Source organism: Mycobacterium sp. SMC-4, assembly GCF_050205565.1.
In the GTDB taxonomy this organism is placed as follows: Bacteria; Actinomycetota; Actinomycetes; order Mycobacteriales; family Mycobacteriaceae; genus Mycobacterium.
In genome coordinates this window covers 163,016-179,056 of sequence record NZ_JBNMQU010000012.1, presented here as the reverse complement: position 1 = coordinate 179,056, position 16,041 = coordinate 163,016, and the positions used below count along the sequence as shown (strand labels likewise).

At 67.6% G+C, this 16,041-nt stretch carries 13 protein-coding genes and 2 pseudogenes; 7 read left to right on the top strand and 8 right to left on the bottom strand.

What is annotated here, in order from left to right; genetic code table 11:
- Nucleotides 1-18: 18 nt before the first annotated feature.
- The 3 genes and pseudogenes from narH to narI form a co-directional block, all read left to right on the top strand.
- Nucleotides 19-1,677, top strand: coding sequence for a nitrate reductase subunit beta (narH, locus tag ACQI46_RS20890; RefSeq protein ID WP_427095947.1), 1,659 nt, complete (start codon nucleotides 19-21; stop codon nucleotides 1,675-1,677).
- Nucleotides 1,674-2,162 (top strand): annotated as a pseudogene (gene narJ, locus ACQI46_RS20885) (nitrate reductase molybdenum cofactor assembly chaperone); the annotation flags it as partial. The gene narH and the pseudogene narJ, both read left to right, overlap by 4 nt.
- Before the next feature lie 135 nt (nucleotides 2,163-2,297).
- Nucleotides 2,298-3,060: pseudogene (gene narI / locus ACQI46_RS20880) on the top strand (respiratory nitrate reductase subunit gamma); the annotation flags it as partial.
- A gap of 85 nt (nucleotides 3,061-3,145) precedes the next feature.
- Here narI and ACQI46_RS20875 read toward each other — a convergent pair.
- The 5 genes from ACQI46_RS20875 to ACQI46_RS20855 all read right to left on the bottom strand — a co-directional run bounded on the left by ACQI46_RS20875 (nucleotide 3,146) and on the right by ACQI46_RS20855 (nucleotide 7,216).
- Nucleotides 3,146-3,667 (bottom strand): DUF488 family protein, encoded by a 522-nt coding sequence (locus tag ACQI46_RS20875; RefSeq protein ID WP_427095946.1) that lies wholly within the window; start codon nucleotides 3,665-3,667, stop codon nucleotides 3,146-3,148.
- A gap of 13 nt (nucleotides 3,668-3,680) precedes the next feature.
- On the bottom strand, nucleotides 3,681-5,210 hold the full coding sequence (locus ACQI46_RS20870; RefSeq protein WP_427095945.1) for a PE-PPE domain-containing protein: 1,530 nt from the start codon (nucleotides 5,208-5,210) through the stop codon (nucleotides 3,681-3,683).
- 88 nt (nucleotides 5,211-5,298) lie between these two features.
- A complete protein-coding gene (locus tag ACQI46_RS20865) occupies nucleotides 5,299-6,630 on the bottom strand; it encodes a DUF2254 domain-containing protein (RefSeq protein ID WP_427095944.1) in 1,332 nt (443 codons plus the stop codon).
- Between the two features lie 54 nt (nucleotides 6,631-6,684).
- Nucleotides 6,685-6,957: a hypothetical protein gene (locus tag ACQI46_RS20860; protein WP_427095943.1), complete on the bottom strand. Its 273-nt coding sequence runs from the start codon at nucleotides 6,955-6,957 to the stop codon at nucleotides 6,685-6,687.
- Nucleotides 6,958-7,048: 91 nt separating this feature from the next.
- Nucleotides 7,049-7,216: a hypothetical protein gene (locus ACQI46_RS20855; RefSeq protein WP_427095942.1), complete on the bottom strand. Its 168-nt coding sequence runs from the start codon at nucleotides 7,214-7,216 to the stop codon at nucleotides 7,049-7,051.
- A gap of 55 nt (nucleotides 7,217-7,271) precedes the next feature.
- On the opposite strand from ACQI46_RS20855, the gene typA reads away from it, so the two are divergent.
- Complete coding sequence (typA, locus tag ACQI46_RS20850; protein ID WP_427095941.1) at nucleotides 7,272-9,173, top strand: translational GTPase TypA; 1,902 nt, start codon at nucleotides 7,272-7,274, stop codon at nucleotides 9,171-9,173.
- A gap of 71 nt (nucleotides 9,174-9,244) precedes the next feature.
- A complete protein-coding gene (locus ACQI46_RS20845; protein WP_427095940.1) occupies nucleotides 9,245-11,122 on the top strand; it encodes an ABC transporter family substrate-binding protein in 1,878 nt (625 codons plus the stop codon).
- 47 nt (nucleotides 11,123-11,169) lie between these two features.
- Here the strand turns inward: ACQI46_RS20845 and ACQI46_RS20840 are convergent, their stop codons facing one another.
- The 3 genes from ACQI46_RS20840 to ACQI46_RS20830 all read right to left on the bottom strand — a co-directional run bounded on the left by ACQI46_RS20840 (nucleotide 11,170) and on the right by ACQI46_RS20830 (nucleotide 14,567).
- Entirely contained in the window at nucleotides 11,170-12,420 is a 1,251-nt protein-coding gene (locus ACQI46_RS20840) for a hypothetical protein (RefSeq protein WP_427095939.1), read from the bottom strand.
- A 219-nt stretch (nucleotides 12,421-12,639) separates the two neighbouring features.
- Nucleotides 12,640-14,130, bottom strand: coding sequence for a catalase (locus ACQI46_RS20835; RefSeq protein ID WP_427095938.1), 1,491 nt, complete (start codon nucleotides 14,128-14,130; stop codon nucleotides 12,640-12,642).
- Nucleotides 14,131-14,141: 11 nt separating this feature from the next.
- Complete coding sequence (locus ACQI46_RS20830; RefSeq protein ID WP_427095937.1) at nucleotides 14,142-14,567, bottom strand: Fur family transcriptional regulator; 426 nt, start codon at nucleotides 14,565-14,567, stop codon at nucleotides 14,142-14,144.
- Between the two features lie 132 nt (nucleotides 14,568-14,699).
- Here ACQI46_RS20830 and ACQI46_RS20825 point away from each other — a divergent pair, with 132 nt between their 5' ends.
- A complete protein-coding gene (locus tag ACQI46_RS20825; protein ID WP_427095936.1) occupies nucleotides 14,700-15,164 on the top strand; it encodes a MarR family winged helix-turn-helix transcriptional regulator in 465 nt (154 codons plus the stop codon).
- A 21-nt stretch (nucleotides 15,165-15,185) separates the two neighbouring features.
- A complete protein-coding gene (gene mshB, locus ACQI46_RS20820; protein WP_427095935.1) occupies nucleotides 15,186-16,040 on the top strand; it encodes an N-acetyl-1-D-myo-inositol-2-amino-2-deoxy-alpha-D-glucopyranoside deacetylase in 855 nt (284 codons plus the stop codon).
- Nucleotide 16,041: the final 1 nt, after the last annotated feature.

Here is a 16,041-nt window from a genome sequence, read left to right as displayed (position 1 = left end):
AGCGTGCGGAGTGAGCCGATGAAACCGATGGCCCAGATGGCGATGGTGATGAACCTCGACAAGTGCATCGGGTGTCACACCTGCTCGGTGACGTGCAAGCAGGCCTGGACGAACCGTCCCGGAACCGAATATGTGTGGTTCAACAACGTCGAAACCCGCCCCGGACAGGGATATCCGCGCACCTACGAAGACCAGGAGCGGTGGCGCGGCGGCTGGATCCGCGACCGCCGCGGCCGGTTGCGCCTGCGCGGCGGCGGGCGGCTGCACAAGCTGCTGCACATCTTCTCCAACCCGAAGATGCCGTCCATCGACGACTACTACGAACCGTGGACCTACGACTACGAGAATCTGACCAACGCGCCCCTGGGTGAACACATGCCGGTCGCGCCGCCGCGCAGCCTGATCAGCGGTGAGCCGATGAAGGTCGAGTGGTCGGCCAACTGGGACGACAACCTGGGCGGGTCCCCGGAGATCCTGCCCGGCGACCCGGTGCTGCAGAAGGTCAGCGAACAGGTGCGGCTGGAGCTGGAACAGACCTTCATGTTCTACCTGCCGCGTATCTGCGAGCACTGCCTGAACCCGTCGTGCGTCGCGTCGTGCCCCTCCGGTGCGATGTACAAGCGCAGCGAGGACGGCATCGTGCTGGTCGACCAGGACCGGTGCCGCGGCTGGCGGATGTGCGTGTCGGGCTGCCCGTACAAGAAGGTGTACTTCAACCACCGCACCGGCAAGGCCGAGAAGTGCACGCTGTGCTATCCGCGGATCGAGGTCGGGTTGCCGACGGTGTGCTCGGAAACCTGCGTGGGCCGACTGCGGTATCTGGGTCTGGTGCTCTACGACGCCGATCGCGTACTCGAGGCCGCGTCGGTCGAGAACGACACCGACCTCTACGCGGCACACAAGCGAATCCTGTTGGATCCCAACGATCCCGAGGTCATCTCCCGAGCCCGCGCCGAAGGCATCTCCGACGAGTGGATCGAGGCCGCGCAGCGCTCACCGATCTACGCGCTGATCCACACCTACCAGGTGGCGCTGCCACTGCACCCGGAATACCGCACCGTGCCGATGGTCTGGTACATCCCGCCGCTGTCCCCGGTGGTCGACGCGGTCAGCCGCAGTGGCCACGACGGCGAGGACGTCGGCAACCTGTTCGGCGCCCTGGAGGCCCTGCGCATTCCGCTCGAATACCTGGCGGGGCTCTTCACCGCCGGTGACGTCACGGTGGTGGAAGGGGTGCTGCGGCGGCTGGCCGCCATGCGGTCCTACATGCGCGACATCAACCTCGGCCGCGAGACCCAGCCGCACATCCCCGAGTCGGTGGGGATGACCGAGGAACAGATGTACAACATGTACCGCCTGCTCGCGATCGCGAAATACGATGAGCGCTACGTCATCCCGACCGCCTACGCCGAGGTCGAGCCGTGGTCGATGGAGGAGCCGGGGTGCTCGTTGTCGTTCGAGGGCGGCCCCGGCATGTATGAGTCCGGTCCGTTCGGAGAGGCCAGCGGGCAGCCCGTCCCGGTCGCGGTGGAGACGTTCCACGCGCTGCAGCACCGGCAGACCAGTGAGCACATGGCCGCCAACGAATCCCGTCCGTCGCGGGTCAACCTGCTCAACTGGGACGGCCGCGGCGCGCCGTCGGGCCTGTTTCCCACCGACGGAGGTGAGAAGCCGTGAGGCTACGCAGGTCTCAGCGGCCCGAGCTGACCGACCGTCTGGTGTGGCAGTGCGCGTCGCTGCTGTTGAGCTACCCCGACCCTGACCAGTTCTACGCGGCCGAGGCGCTGCTCGACCACGTCGACGGCGACACCGCCGCACAGCTCGGCGCGACGTTGGCCGCGCTGCGCGGACTCGAGGCGACCCCGGTCGCGGCGCAGTACGTCGACACCTTCGATCTGCGTCGGCGGGCCACCATGTACCTGACCTATTGGACTGCCGGGGACACCCGCAACCGCGGGCAGGCGATGCTGGAGTTCTCCGAGGTATACCGGCGCGCCGGAGTGTCCATGTCGCATCGCGAGTCGCCGGACCATCTGACCGTCGTGCTGGAGTTCGCCGCCACCGTCGACCCGGACGGCGGGCGGGCCCTGCTGGCAGCCCACCGCGTCCCGCTCGGCGTGTTGCACGACGCGCTGTGCGAGGCGCAGTCGCCGTACGCGTCCACGGTGGCCGCGGTGTTGGCGACGCTGCCCGCCGCCACCGACGCGGACCTGAACCGGATCCGGCATCTGGCGACCGGCGGTGCACCCGCGGAAGCTGTTGGATTGCAACCGTTCACGCTGACGGTGCCGCCGCGCCGGCACGGGGCAGGACAGGGGAGACGCTGAGATGTCGGGGCTGGAGATCTTCTGGGACGTGGTGCCTTACGTGACGCTCGCGGTGGTGATCGTCGGAACCTGGTGGCGGTACCGCTACGACAAATTCGGCTGGACCACGCGCTCGTCGCAGCTCTACGAGAGCCGCCTGCTGCGCATCGCCAGCCCGATGTTCCACTTCGGCATCCTGGTGGTCATCGTCGGCCACATCATCGGGCTGGTCATCCCGAAGTCGTGGACCGACGCGGTCGGCCTGTCCCAACACGCCTACCACATCCAGGCCCTGACGCTCGGCGCCATCGCCGGGGTGTGCACCCTGGTCGGGATCACCCTGCTGGTCTACCGTCGGCGCACCCGCGGACCAGTGTTCATGGCCACCACACTCAACGACAAGGTCATGTACCTGGTGTTGGTGATGGCCATTCTCGCCGGCCTCGCCTGCACGTTGATCGGGGCGACGCCAGTGGGCGAAGAGCACAACTACCGCGAGACGGTGTCGCCGTGGTTCCGGTCGATCTGGGTGCTGCAACCGCGCGGCGATCTGATGACCGCGGCGCCGGCCTGGTTCCAGATCCACGTGGTGCTCGGACTACTGCTGTTCTGCCTGTGGCCGTTCACCCGTCTGGTGCACGCGTTCAGCGCACCGATCGGGTATCTGTTCCGGCCTTACATCGTCTACCGCAGCCGCGAGGTCGCGCAGAAGGGCGAACTGGTCGGTTCCGCGCCGCACCGCCGCGGCTGGTGAATCCCGCCCTACCCCCGCCGAAATTGCATTCCACGCGCGTCAACTCGCGAAATCAGCACGCTGAAAGCAATCTGGGCGCCGACCCTCACGCGATCCAGTACACCTGACCGTCTGAGCTCAGTTCGGCACCCTCGGCCGGCGCGTGGGGCGTCAGCCGCCCGTCGTGCATCAGGTGCGACACGGGCACCCCGAACCGCAGGATCGCGACGTCGGCGACGAGCCTGCGGTGGCAGCGCCACCACACCGCCTCGCTGCACATGATCGCGGTCCGCTGCCCACTCGCCTGGGCCAACAGCTCCTCGAGGGCAACCCCGAACTCTTCGGTGCGGGTGTAGGCCGCGTAGGCGGCGAACTGCTCGACCCGCCACCAGGTGTCGACTGTCTCGGTGCCGGCCGGCAGCCGACGCCGCCCACCCAGGTGCTCCTCCCACCGGTAGTCGATGTCCGCCGCCCGCGCCCAGTTCTGGATCGTCCCGGTCTCGACGTCGGGGTTGTGCCGGCTGTTGGGGTAGCGCCGGATGTCGACCAGGGCTTCGATATCCTCCGTCCCGAGCAAGGCGCTCAACGCATCCTTGTCGAGGGCGCCGTGGCCCACCGTGGTCAGCATCCGGCGTCAGCGCCTATGCCGCGTCGTTGTCGTCCGATTTCCTGTCGGCCGACTTCCTTTTCGCCCGTTCCGTTCGGTCGGCCCTCTTGTCGGACTCGGAAGCGGAGTCAGCGGCCGCCTCATCCGTGTCGGTCCTGGCGAAAGCAGAACCGTCGGCATCGGTTTCGTCGGCGGTGTCCGGGGTGGCGGATTCCGGCGCCGTGACCGGGGCGGCCGACACGTCGTCGTCGGTCGCCGGAAGCCTCGATCCTTCGCTGGAAACCCTTGCCGCCTCGGCGATCTCGTCCTCAGTCTTCACTTTCGCACGGTTCGTGACGGGCTTGTCGGCATCCGTCTTCGAGGCGCGCAACGGTGTCGCGATGTCATCGGAGGGGATCTCCGTCGGTTCCTCGGGGACAGCGGGCGCGATCCCGAGCGCGTCGCGGACGCCCTGACCGACCGCCTCGACGAGGTCGGCGGTCAGCGTGAACACGTTGATCCGCGGGATCAGACGGGCCGGGGTGTCCTGGCCCATCGGGATGGTCCGGTCATATCCGGTGTCGATCAACACCTTCAGCGTGGGCTCGATCAACTTCATCACCGGTTCGATGAACACCGACGTGCCGGTGACCGCCGCGAGATCGCGGATCGGTTGCAGCAGCGGAAGATGCTTCGACGGGATCAGAACATAGGTGTTGTCCCAGTCCTCGGGGTTGCCGTTCGGATCTTGGCCCCTGCCCGGGTACTTCTGCACCGTCGCTGATGCCAGCAGTTCCTCGAACGACGCTTCGCTGTCCGAGCCCCATGGGAAGGCCGGGGAAGTGGCGGAGGGGTCGGCGTAGGTCAGGTGGGCGTAGAAGAAGCCCAATACCGCGTTGGCGGTGGCCAACAGATTGATCGGGTACAGCGGCGCGTCGGAGATGATGTCGTACTCGTAGGAGATGTCGGTCATCTTGTAACCGGTGTCGGTCGGTGTTGCGCCGTCGAAGGTGATGTCGAGGATCGGCACGGTGAGGCCGTTGAACCGAGAGCCGATCCCACCGTTGGGGCGGCTCCAGTTGCCGACCAGGACGATCTCGAGCTGATCGGCGTCGGGCACGATCTTGCCGTTGTCTGCCGCGTAGGCCGGGTCTGTGAGATTGCGCAGCTGCAGGTTGGTGATCCGGCCGCTCTGGGAGTAACCGAAGATGACGACGTTCTCGCCGGGCTCGGAGCGCAGCTGCTGCTGCAACGCGGCGTCCAGGTAGTCCAGCCCCACCTCGGTCGACCGGTTGAAGCTCAGCGCGGTCAACCCACCGTAGACCGGCCAGAACTCCTCGGGTCCGTACACGTTGCGGGCTTCACAGCTCACGTCGCCGCAGATCGAGTTGGGCTCGATGTAGCGCCGCATGGCATTGGCGACGTAGGGCTCCTCGGGCCAGGGACGCCCGGAGTTCCCCATGATCAGAGCGACGGGGTCGGCCGAGGCCACCGCCGCCCCGGGCAACGTCGAACCGACGGCGAGCATGGCCGCGCCGAGCACCGCGACGACGGTGACGAGCAGTGACCGGATGAACGAATGCATTGAGGACACTCCAATCCAACCGGCGCCACGCCGGACTAGTGGGATGTCATACCCGCGTCGATGATGGCTTATGCCAGCATTTTTCCGGTCACTGCAGCTCGTGCTCGGCTGGATCGGTGTCGTCGTACACCGCGCGCAGCCTGGCGAGGTCGTCGTGATGGATGCCGAGGGATCCGGCGTGGCTTTCCATGTTCTCCATCAGCATGCGCTGCTGGGCACGCAGCGCGGGCACCGCGTCGTCGCGACCGTGGTCGGAGACGTGCTCGATGAGCATGTTCAGCACCCGCATGACCGCTGTGGCGACGTGCAGCTGTCCGCCGACGGACTGCCGGATCTGGTCGAACGCATGCTCGATGTACTCGTTGTGGGAAAGGTTCCACGGCCGCAACAAGACTCGGCCGTCCGGTCCCTGCACCTCCAGCGGCGGTTGGTCGGTGATCAGGATGTCGCGCAGCAGGCTGCCCAGCCGCAGGACCACTTCCGTGGCGGTGGTGGGATCGTTGATCGCCGGGCTCAGTGCGCGCAGCGCGATGTCGACCAGCTGTCGGATCGAGAAGTCGACGTCGTGCTGCATGGTTCGGTTGGCGGCGATCTCGACGGTGGAAAGCACCCGCCGCTCAACGGCTTCCGAATCCTCGGGTGCCGGCCACAACGACATCAGGACCTCGCCGCGGTGGATGTAGGCGCCCGTGCGCGTCTCCAGCCGCACGGTCGTGCCGGGCGGTACCGAAGCGAGGATGTGTCGGCTCGGTGCCTGGGTGACCCAGCCTTCGCTGCCGGCGAGCACCGACAGCACCCGCCCCGATGGTGCGGGCTGACCGTCGGCGGGAACCTCGCCGCTGACTTCACGTGTCTGATGACGCAACACCTCGGTGGCTTCGTCGGTGATGGTGCGTACCACCTCACCCACCTGCAGACCGAAGGCCAAGCGGTTCAGGTAGGCGATGATCAGCACCACGGTCGTCAACGTCAGCGCGATCGCGACCGTCATCGAGATCCGCGGCGCGTTGCTGTGCTCGTCCGCGTCGATGTGACGCAGCACCAGCACCGAGAACACGAACGTCGCCACCAGCAATCCGATGACGGACTGGCTGAGCCGGTCGCGGATGAACGAGCGCATCACCCGCGGCGAGAACTGACTACTGGCCAGCTGCAGGCTCACCACCGTCAGCGAGAACACCACCCCGGCGGTGGTGATCATCGCACCGGCCACGGTGCTCAGCAGCCAGGTCGCGGCGTTGCTGTTCATCTGGACGGTCAGCGGCAGCGCACGATCCGGGCCGAGCACGCCGTCGATCAGGGCCGTGACCTCCGCCAGCACCGCGCCGAGCACCACCACGAGCACAGGCAGGAAGAACAGGCTCTCGCGGAAGCGGTACGCGGCGGTGCTGAACCTCAGAGCGGGCAGGGTTCGCGCCATACCCGGACGGTAACCCGTTGCGGGCGCGCTCAACCGCGCCCGCCGGAACTCGCCTCAGTAGCGCAGACGATCGTTGACGACGCGGACGTCCGCGCGAGCGCGCGGATGGTGCAGCGCGTGGATCGGATGCGTCAGCACCGGATGCCGGCAATGCGCACACGACAGCGCCGGCTGGTTGCTCGTGCTGTAGGTCAGATGCCGGCACTCCGAACATCGGACGATGTAGAAAGCGCCGATCCAATTGGCCAGTCCGAGGAAGATCGCGATCGTGGTCGCGGTGGCCAGCACCGCGATCAGAGCGACGGTCAGCGCCGTGTAAACCGTCATGATGGCACCTCCGGAAAACGCCTGACGGGTGCTTTCACGTTACGCCGCCACAATGGCTCTGGCCAGGTGTTCGACCGCCGAAAGCCGGTCGTCACGCCTTGCGTGCACGTTTGTAGACCTTGGTCAGTTCCTTGCCCCGGAGTCCGTTGAGTTCGGCCTTGCGCACCTTGTGCACCACCAGCGGGCACCGCTTGCAGCGCGGCTTGCTTCGGCAGCACTTCTTCTTCGGTTTGAGACCGGCGAGCTCGGTGGCTTTCACGTGACAGGAATCTCTCGTTTTCGCGATCGGTGCACTGCACTGCGAGAATCACGGCGTGAATTCTCGTCCGGACTTTCGCAACGTCGCCATTGTGGCTCACGTTGACCACGGCAAGACCACTCTGGTCGACGCGATGCTGCGTCAGTCCGGTGCGCTGACCCAACGTGGCGATGATGCGACCGAACGCATCATGGACTCCGGGGACCTGGAACGCGAAAAAGGGATCACCATCCTCGCGAAGAACACCGCGGTCCACCGGCACCACAAAGACGGCACCGTCACGGTCATCAACGTGATCGATACCCCCGGCCACGCCGACTTCGGCGGCGAGGTCGAGCGCGGCCTGTCCATGGTCGACGGCGTGGTGCTGCTCGTCGACGCCTCGGAGGGTCCGCTGCCGCAGACCCGCTTCGTGCTGCGCAAGGCGCTGGCCGCACACCTGCCGGTGATCCTGGTGGTGAACAAGACCGACCGGCCCGACGCGCGGATCGCCGAGGTCGTCGAGGAAAGCCACGACCTACTGCTCGACGTCGCCTCCGATCTCGACGACGAAGCGCAGGCCGCCGCCGAGAAGGCACTGGACCTGCCGACGCTGTACGCCTCGGGGCGCGCGGGCATCGCCAGCACGACGCAGCCCTCCGACGGCGAGGTGCCCGACGGGGACAACCTCGATCCGCTGTTCGACGTGTTGATGAAGCACATCCCGCCGCCGACCGGCGATCCTGAGGCGCCGTTGCAGGCTCTGGTGACCAACCTCGACGCGTCGGCCTTCCTGGGCCGCCTGGCACTCATCCGCATCCACAACGGCCGGCTCAAGAAGGGTCAGCAGGTCGCGTGGATGCGCGAGGTCGACGGCCTGCCGGTCATCACCAGCGCCAAGATCACCGAACTGCTGGCCACCGTCGGCGTCGAACGCACACCGACGGAGACGGCCACCGCGGGCGACATCGTCGCCGTCGCCGGCATCCCGGAGATCATGATCGGCGACACGCTCGCCGATCCGGACAACTCCCACGCGCTGCCGCGCATCACCGTCGACGAACCGGCCATCTCGGTGACCATCGGCACCAACACCTCGCCGCTGGCCGGCCGGGTGTCCGGGCACAAGCTCACCGCGCGCATGGTCAAGAACCGCCTGGATCAGGAACTGATCGGCAACGTGTCGATCCGGGTGGTCGACATCGGCCGTCCCGACGCGTGGGAGGTGCAGGGCCGCGGTGAGTTGGCGCTGGCCGTGCTGGTGGAGCAGATGCGGCGCGAGGGCTTCGAGTTGACCGTCGGCAAGCCGCAGGTGGTCACCAAGATGATCGACGGCAAGCTGCACGAACCGTTCGAGGAGCTGACGATCGACTGCCCCGAGGAGTTCGTCGGAGCGATCACGCAACTGATGGCCGCCCGCAAGGGCCGCATGGAGCAGATGACCAACCACGCGGCCGGCTGGGTGCGCATGGACTTCGTGGTGCCCAGCCGTGGACTGATCGGCTTCCGCACCGACTTCCTGACCGAGACCCGCGGCACCGGCATCGCCAACGCGGTGTTCGAGGGCTACCGGCCGTGGGCCGGGGAGATCCGGGCGCGCCACACCGGCTCGCTGGTGTCGGACCGGTCCGGCACCATCACCCCGTTCGCGATGATCCAGCTGGCCGATCGCGGCCAGTTCTTCGTCGAGCCCGGACAGGACACCTACGAGGGACAGGTTGTCGGCATCAACCCGCGCGCCGAGGACCTCGACATCAACATCACCCGCGAGAAGAAGCTCACCAACATGCGGTCCTCCACGGCCGACGTCATCGAGACGCTGGCCCGCCCGCTCGAACTCGGGCTGGAACAGGCCATGGAGTTCTGCGCCGAGGACGAGTGCGTCGAGGTGACGCCGGAGATCGTGCGCGTGCGCAAAGTCGACCTCGACGCCACCACCCGCGCGCGCACCCGTTCTCGAGCGAAGGCGCGCGGATAGGCGCCGTGGCCCCGACGCGTGGCCGGGATGCATGCTCGGCCCGGCAGGCGAGGATCGATACCCTGGCAGGCGTGTCGACCGCCCGCTCATTGTGGACCGCTGCGGTCGCGTCGGTCGTCCTGCTGCTCGGCGGCTGCACCGTCAGCCCGCCGCCGGCCCCGCAGAGCACCGACACCACCGAGTCGACGCCGCCGCCGCCGATGAAGGCGACGCAGATCATCATGGCGATCGATTCGATCGGCCCCGGCTTCAATCCGCACCTGCTGTCGGATCAGTCGCCGGTCAACGCGGCCATCAGTTCGCTGGTGCTGCCCAGCTCGTTCCGGCCCATCCCGGACGCGACCGCGCCGACCGGATCGCGCTGGGAGTTGGACACCTCGCTGCTGGAATCGGCCGAAGTGACCAGCGAGCAGCCGTTCACCGTCACCTACAAGATCAGGCCCGAAGCGCAGTGGACCGACAACGCTCCCATCGGCGCCGACGACTTCTGGTACCTGTGGCAGCAGATGGTCAGCCAACCCGGCACGGTGGATCCCGCCGGATACGACCTGATCACCGGCGTGCAGTCGATCGAAGGCGGCAAGACGGCCGTCGTCACCTTCTCCCAGCCCTACCCGGCCTGGCGTGAACTGTTCAACAACATCCTGCCCGCCCACATCGTCAAGGACGTGCCGGGCGGATTCGCCGCCGGACTGGCCCGGGCGCTGCCGGTGACGGGCGGCCAGTTCCGCGTCGAGACCATCGACCCGCAGCGCGACGAGATCCTGCTGGCCCGCAACGACCGCTACTGGGGCGAGCCCGCCACCCCCGACCTGGTGCTGTTCCGCCGCGGTGGCAGCTCGGCCGCGCTGGCCGACTCCATCCGCAACGGCGACACCCAGGTGGCGCAGGTGCATGGTGGCGCGGCGGTGTTCGCGCAGCTGTCGGCGATCCCGGACGTGCGCACCGCGCGGATCGTCACGCCGCGCGTCATGCAGTTGACGCTGCGTGCCCAGCAGCCGGCACTGGCCGACGCGCAGGTACGGAAGGCGGTGCTCGGCCTGCTCGACGTGGACCTGCTGGCCGCGGTGGGCGCCGGTGACGACAACACGGTGACCCTGGCGCAGGCGCAGGTCCGGTCGCCGTCGGACACCGGCTACGTCCCGACCGCTCCGCCGGCGATGAGCCGGCAGGAGGCGCTGTCCCTGCTGACCGACGCCGGGTACCGGATCGAGGCGGCGCCCAGCACGACGCCCGCCCCGGGCGAACCGACGCCGGAGACCCCGGCTCCGGAGAACCCCGCGCCCGACAATGGCCGCGGACAGCTCATGCGCGACGGTCAGCCGCTGACGTTGGTACTGGGCGTGGCCGCCAACGACCCCACCTCCGTGGCGGTCGCCAACACGGCGGCCGACCAGCTGCGCAACGTCGGGATCGCGGCCTCCGTCGCGGCCCTGGACCCCGTGACGCTCTACAGCGATGCACTGGTCGAAAACCGCGTCGACGCGGTCGTCGGGTGGCGGCAGGCCGGCGGTGACCTGGCCACCGCGCTGGCGTCGCGCTACGGCTGTCCCGCACTCGAAGCCACCGCCGTGGCCACCCTGACGCCGATGCCGGAACCCACCGATGCTCCGCCGTCACCTCAACCGCCGCCGACCACCACGGCGAGCGCCCCACCCTCGGCGGAGCCGGACGCCGGTGAGCTCGTACAGGCTCCCAGCAACATCACCGGCATCTGCGATCACAGCATCCAGCCCGACATCGACGCCGCGCTGCACGGCACGGCCGACATCGCCGAGGTGATCGACGAGGTCGAGCCCAAGCTGTGGGACTTGTGGACCGTGCTGCCGATCCTGCAGGACACCACGATCGTGGCCGTGGGCCCGAGCGTCCAGAACGTCGGCCTCAGCGGGGCGGTGCCGGTGGGGATCGTCGGTGACGCCGGCAAATGGGTGAAGCTGCCGCAGTAGCGCGAGAGGCCCCCGCAGCCGAGGATGCGGGGGCCGTCTCGAACCGGCTATGCGGCGCGCGAGTTCCGACGTTCGGACCTGCCGCTGTCGCTGCTGGAACGCGACGAGGCGCCCGAGTCCGCGGACCCGGTGTCTTCGTCGGCTGCCGGGGCAGCCTCTTCTTCGGTGGACTCCTCTTCCTCCGGAACGGTCGCCGGCTCGTCGTCGGCGACCGCGGCTTCCTCATCGGTGGCCGCGGACGGCTCTGCGGTTTCCTCATCGGTGGCGTCAGAAGACGGGGTGGCCGGCTCGGCTTGTGACTCTGCGGGGGAGTCGGGCGCCACCGGCGCGCCGTCGGGATCCTTGTCTGCCGCCCGCCGTTCGCTGACCGCGACCATCGTCCCTTCACCGACGGCTGCGTCGGACGGTCCGCCGGCGCCGGCGGTGTCGGGCACGGTCTCGGGTGCGATGGCCGCCGCGAGCGCCTTGGGCAGCGTCACGAACAACGCCTGGAGGAGACCGCTGCGCTGCGGGTCCTCGGCGTCGAACGAGAACAGTCCGGGCAGGAAGGTGGTATCGGCTTTGGTGTAGCCGTTGAGCACAGCGCCGGTGATGATGGCAGGGATGTTGATCAGCGTCACCACCGCGTCGATGAACTCTCCCTGACGGAAGCTGTCGAAGGCTGCCTGCAGTGTCTCGCCGGTCGCCGCCATCGACCCCATCACCGGGGCCAGGGCGCCGAGCACCACCGGAAACAGCGTCTCGAGGTTGGTCACCGCCTTCACCAGGTTGGCGGCGTTCTGGAAGATCTTGCCGGGGATGTCCAGCAGTCCCGACGTGAACACCGGCAGACCGATGTTGAAGAGCGGCCCGAGGATCAGTCCGTCGCTGAGTGTGTTGAACGCGCCGGCGATATCGCCCTCACTGATTTGCGTCGCAGCTGTTCGCAATTGCGCCCAGAGGCCGGTGGTGTTGTCGAAACTGAGAAACTCCATTGCGCCGTTGATCGCCCCGCCGACCGCAGTCACAGCGGTCACTCCGTAGCCGATCGCATTGCTCAGTGCCTGGCGGAGAAGGGGGAACGGATCCTGCAGAACGGCGAGCCCCAGTCCACCCAGGTTGTCGGCCGCGCCGGAGAAGACATCGACCCATGCGGTGATGGGATTGACCGCTGCGAGCGGTGTCACCTCGAACGATGATGTCGGAGCAGCGAGCGTCATGGGGCTGGTCGGTGGCGCGACGACGGGTGACAGCGCGATGACGCTGGCGCCGGTGAGAGCTACTCCCGCGGTGAGATATGAGCGAACCGTGATGTTCATGAAATCCCTTCTTTACATCGGTGTGATGCTGGACACGCCAGACCTTACTCCGGAGTAAGAAGGTTTTTTTGTGAACGTCAATATTTTTTTGAGTTCGTGTCGGGGATAGCTGACAATCGTCGAACGGATGGCTCTTGTTCGTTCAATGGCTAGTCACCGGGGCAATGCCGGGCGGGCCGACGCTTTGCTCAGCGTCGGCCCGCTGCCGGGCGGCGTGGGTCAGCCTTCGCCCATGCCTTGAACCGGCGTGGGTGCCTGGCCGTCCCGGACGATCTTCTCGATCCGGGCTCCGAGGTCGTCGTCGACGTTGCGCCAGTACTCCAGCGACCTGTCGAGCACCTCGCCCGTCACCCCGTCCAGGCTGCCGGCGATGGTCTCGACCGCCGCGGCGCGCTGCTCGTCGTTCCACACCTTGCGCACAAGCGTCCCGGCCTGGCCGAAGTCGTCGTCCTCGGAGTGCAACGCGTACGCCGAGCGCAGCAGTTCGGCGTCGGCCTCCCACCCGTCCTCGGCGGGGCCGGTGGTGTCCGACCATGGCCGGCCGCCGCTGTTGGGCGCATAGACCGGCGCCGCACCCGAATGGTGGTAGGCCATCTGGCCGTCGAACATGTACGTGTTGGCCGGAACGCCGTTGCGCGGCTGGTTGACCGGCAACTGGTGGAAGTTGGTGCCGATCCGGTTGCGCTGCGCGTCGTTGTAAGCGAACGCGCGGCCGAGCAGCATCTTGTCCGGCGACAAGCCGATACCCGGCACAGTGTTGCCCGGCGAGAATGCCGCCTGTTCGATCTGGGCGAAGAAGTTCTCCGGGTTGCGGTTCAGCGTGTAGGTGCCGACCGGGATCAGCGGGTAGTCCGCGTGCGGCCACACCTTGGTCAGGTCGAACGGGTTGAAGCGGTAGTCGGCGGCCTCGGCGTACGGCATCACCTGAACCGAGAGCTTCCAGCTCGGATACTCGCCACGCTGAATGGACTCGAACAGGTCCTTGCGATGGAAGTCGGCGTCCTCGCCGGCCAGCGCCGCGGCTTCGTCGTTGGTCAGGAACTCCAGACCCTGATCGGTGTGGAAGTGATACTTCACCCAGAACTTCTCGCCGGCGGCGTTGATCCACATATAGGTATGGGAGCCATAGCCGTTCATGTGACGCCAGGTCCGGGGCAGGCCGCGCTCACCCATCAGGTAGGTCACCTGGTGAGCCGACTCGGGGTTCAAACTCCAGAAGTCCCACTGCATCTGCGAGGACCGCAGCCCGGAGTCCGGCATGCGCTTCTGGCTACGGATGAAGTGCGGGAACTTCATCGGGTCGCGGACGAAGAAGATCGGGGTGTTGTTGCCCACGAGGTCGTAGTTGCCCTCGGAGGTGTAGAACTTCATCGAGTATCCGCGCACGTCCCGCCACGTGTCCGGGCTGCCCTGCTCGCCGGCGACTGTCGAAAAGCGCACCAGGAGATCGGTTTTCGCGCCCTTCTGGAACAGCGCCGCCTTGGTGAACTGTGAGACGTCCTCCGTGGCGGTGAACACCCCGAACGCGCCGGAGCCCTTGGCGTGCGGGTTGCGCTCCGGCACCCGCTCTCTGTTGAAGTGGGCCATCTGTTCGAGGAAGTGCACGTCGTGCAGGACGATCGGTCCGCCTGCGCCGACGGTCAACGAGTTCCGGTCGCTGAATGCGGGCGCACCCGTTCCGGTCGTGGAGCCGAATCTGGGTGTGGTCATGGAGTTCTCCTTCAGTTGGGTTGGGTACTGCGCTGGCAGTCGGGGCACATGCCCCAGAAAGTCACCTCGGCCTCGTCGATCACGAAACCCGCGTCGGCGCGGGGGTGCAGGCACGGCGCGCCTGGGCCGTCACACTCGACGTCGGCCAGCGCGCCGCAGGACCGGCACACCAGGTGGTGATGGTTGTCGTCGGTCTGGAGCTCGAAGCGCGGTCGCGAACCGGCCGGCTCGACGCGGCGTAGCAAGCGGGCTTCGGTCAATGCGTGAAGCACGTCGTAAACCGCCTGTGTCGACAGCGATCCGATGCGTCGGCGCGCTCCGGCGGCGATCTCGTCCACGCCGGAGTGCGGGTGCTCGTGCAACTCGGCGAGCACGGCGAGCCGGGGTCGGGTCACGCGCAGATTCGCCGACCGCAGCCGCTTCTCCCATTCGCGCATATGTGTCACCCCCAAATGGATCGAGTCAAGATTCCAGTCTGCCCGCAACGCTTGCATAATGCAAGGCTTGCGCAACGCAATAGGTGGTCTGTAATACGCTGCCGTCATGCCTGGAGACCGGACCGTGCCGTGATGAAGACATCGGCCGAGGAACTCGCGGCCTTCGAGACCGCCGTGCGGGACCTGGCCGGGATGGCCCTGCGCAGCGTCGACAAGGTCGACGTCACGCTGCCGCAGTTTCGGTTGCTGTCGGTCCTCGCGCAGGAGGGCACCCTGAGTTCGACCGAATGCGCCAAGGCCCTCGGCGTCGTCGGTTCGTCGGTGACCCGCCTGGCCGACCGGCTGCACGCCTCGGGGCATCTGCTGCGCTGCTCGGACCCCGCCAACCGCAGCGTCGTCCGCCTGGAGCTGACACCGAAGGGCCGCAAGGTGGTCCAGCAGGTGGCGGCGGACCGTCGTCGGCAACTCCGTCGGATCCTCGATCGCATCGACCCCGACGAGCGCGCGGCGTGCGCGGCGGTGTTGCGCACTCTGCACGAGCTCTATGCCGACGGACAAGGCGCGGCTTCACCACCCGTGCCCGTTCCGCAGTGGTGAGGACCAGGCAAGCTGGACGGAATGGAGACCGCACGACTGCTTTTCGTCCACGCCCATCCTGACGACGAGACCCTCACCACCGGCGCGACCATCGCCCACTACACCGCGCGCGGCGCCCAGGTCCAGGTCGTCACCTGCACGCTCGGCGAAGAAGGCGAGGTCATCGGCGACCGGTGGGCCGGACTGGCCGTCGACCGGGCCGATCAGCTGGGCGGCTACCGCGTCGCCGAACTGACCGCCGCGCTCGCGGCGCTCGGCGTCGACGGGCCCCGGTACCTCGGGGGTGCCGGGCGGTGGCGCGACTCCGGGATGGAAGGCACGCCGGCCCGCCATCAGGAACGGTTCGTCGACGGCGACTTCGCCGAGCAGGTCGCCGCCCTGGTCGCCGTCATCGACGAGCTGCGTCCACACGTCGTCGTCACCTACGACCCGCACGGCGGATACGGCCACCCCGACCACATCCATACGCACCGGGTGACCACGGCCGCGGTGGACGCCGCCGCCTGGCGGGTGCCCAAGTTCTACTGGACCGTCATGGCGGCGTCCGCACTGGCCGCCGGGCAGGGCGTCCTCGACGACGCGCCGCCGGAGTGGACGCGGATACCGCTCGATCAACTGCCCTTCGACGCGTTCGCCGACGATGCGATCGACGCAGCCCTCGACCTCACCCCGCACCTACCGGCCAAGGTCGCGGCCATGCGTGCCCACCAAACTCAGGTGACCGTGTCCGACGACGACCGGTTCTTCGCACTGTCCAACAACATCGCCCTGCCCATCGACGGCAGCGAGTACTACGCCCTCGTCTCAGGTCAGGCCGGGCCACGCGACGACCGCGGTTGGGAGACCGATCTGCTGGCCGGGCTCAACGTGCGTTGAC

Coding starts and splice junctions, on each gene's coding strand:
- narH (WP_427095947.1), top strand. CDS start 19: ATGAAACCGATGGCCCAGATGGCGATGGTGATGAACCTCGACAAGTGC.
- ACQI46_RS20875 (WP_427095946.1), bottom strand. CDS start 3,667: ATGCTGACCACGGTGGGCCACGGCGCCCTCGACAAGGATGCGTTGAGC.
- ACQI46_RS20870 (WP_427095945.1), bottom strand. CDS start 5,210: ATGCATTCGTTCATCCGGTCACTGCTCGTCACCGTCGTCGCGGTGCTC.
- ACQI46_RS20865 (WP_427095944.1), bottom strand. CDS start 6,630: ATGGCGCGAACCCTGCCCGCTCTGAGGTTCAGCACCGCCGCGTACCGC.
- ACQI46_RS20860 (WP_427095943.1), bottom strand. CDS start 6,957: ATGACGGTTTACACGGCGCTGACCGTCGCTCTGATCGCGGTGCTGGCC.
- ACQI46_RS20840 (WP_427095939.1), bottom strand. CDS start 12,420: ATGAACATCACGGTTCGCTCATATCTCACCGCGGGAGTAGCTCTCACC.
- ACQI46_RS20835 (WP_427095938.1), bottom strand. CDS start 14,130: ATGACCACACCCAGATTCGGCTCCACGACCGGAACGGGTGCGCCCGCA.
- ACQI46_RS20830 (WP_427095937.1), bottom strand. CDS start 14,567: ATGCGCGAATGGGAGAAGCGGCTGCGGTCGGCGAATCTGCGCGTGACC.
- ACQI46_RS20825 (WP_427095936.1), top strand. CDS start 14,700: ATGAAGACATCGGCCGAGGAACTCGCGGCCTTCGAGACCGCCGTGCGG.
- mshB (WP_427095935.1), top strand. CDS start 15,186: ATGGAGACCGCACGACTGCTTTTCGTCCACGCCCATCCTGACGACGAG.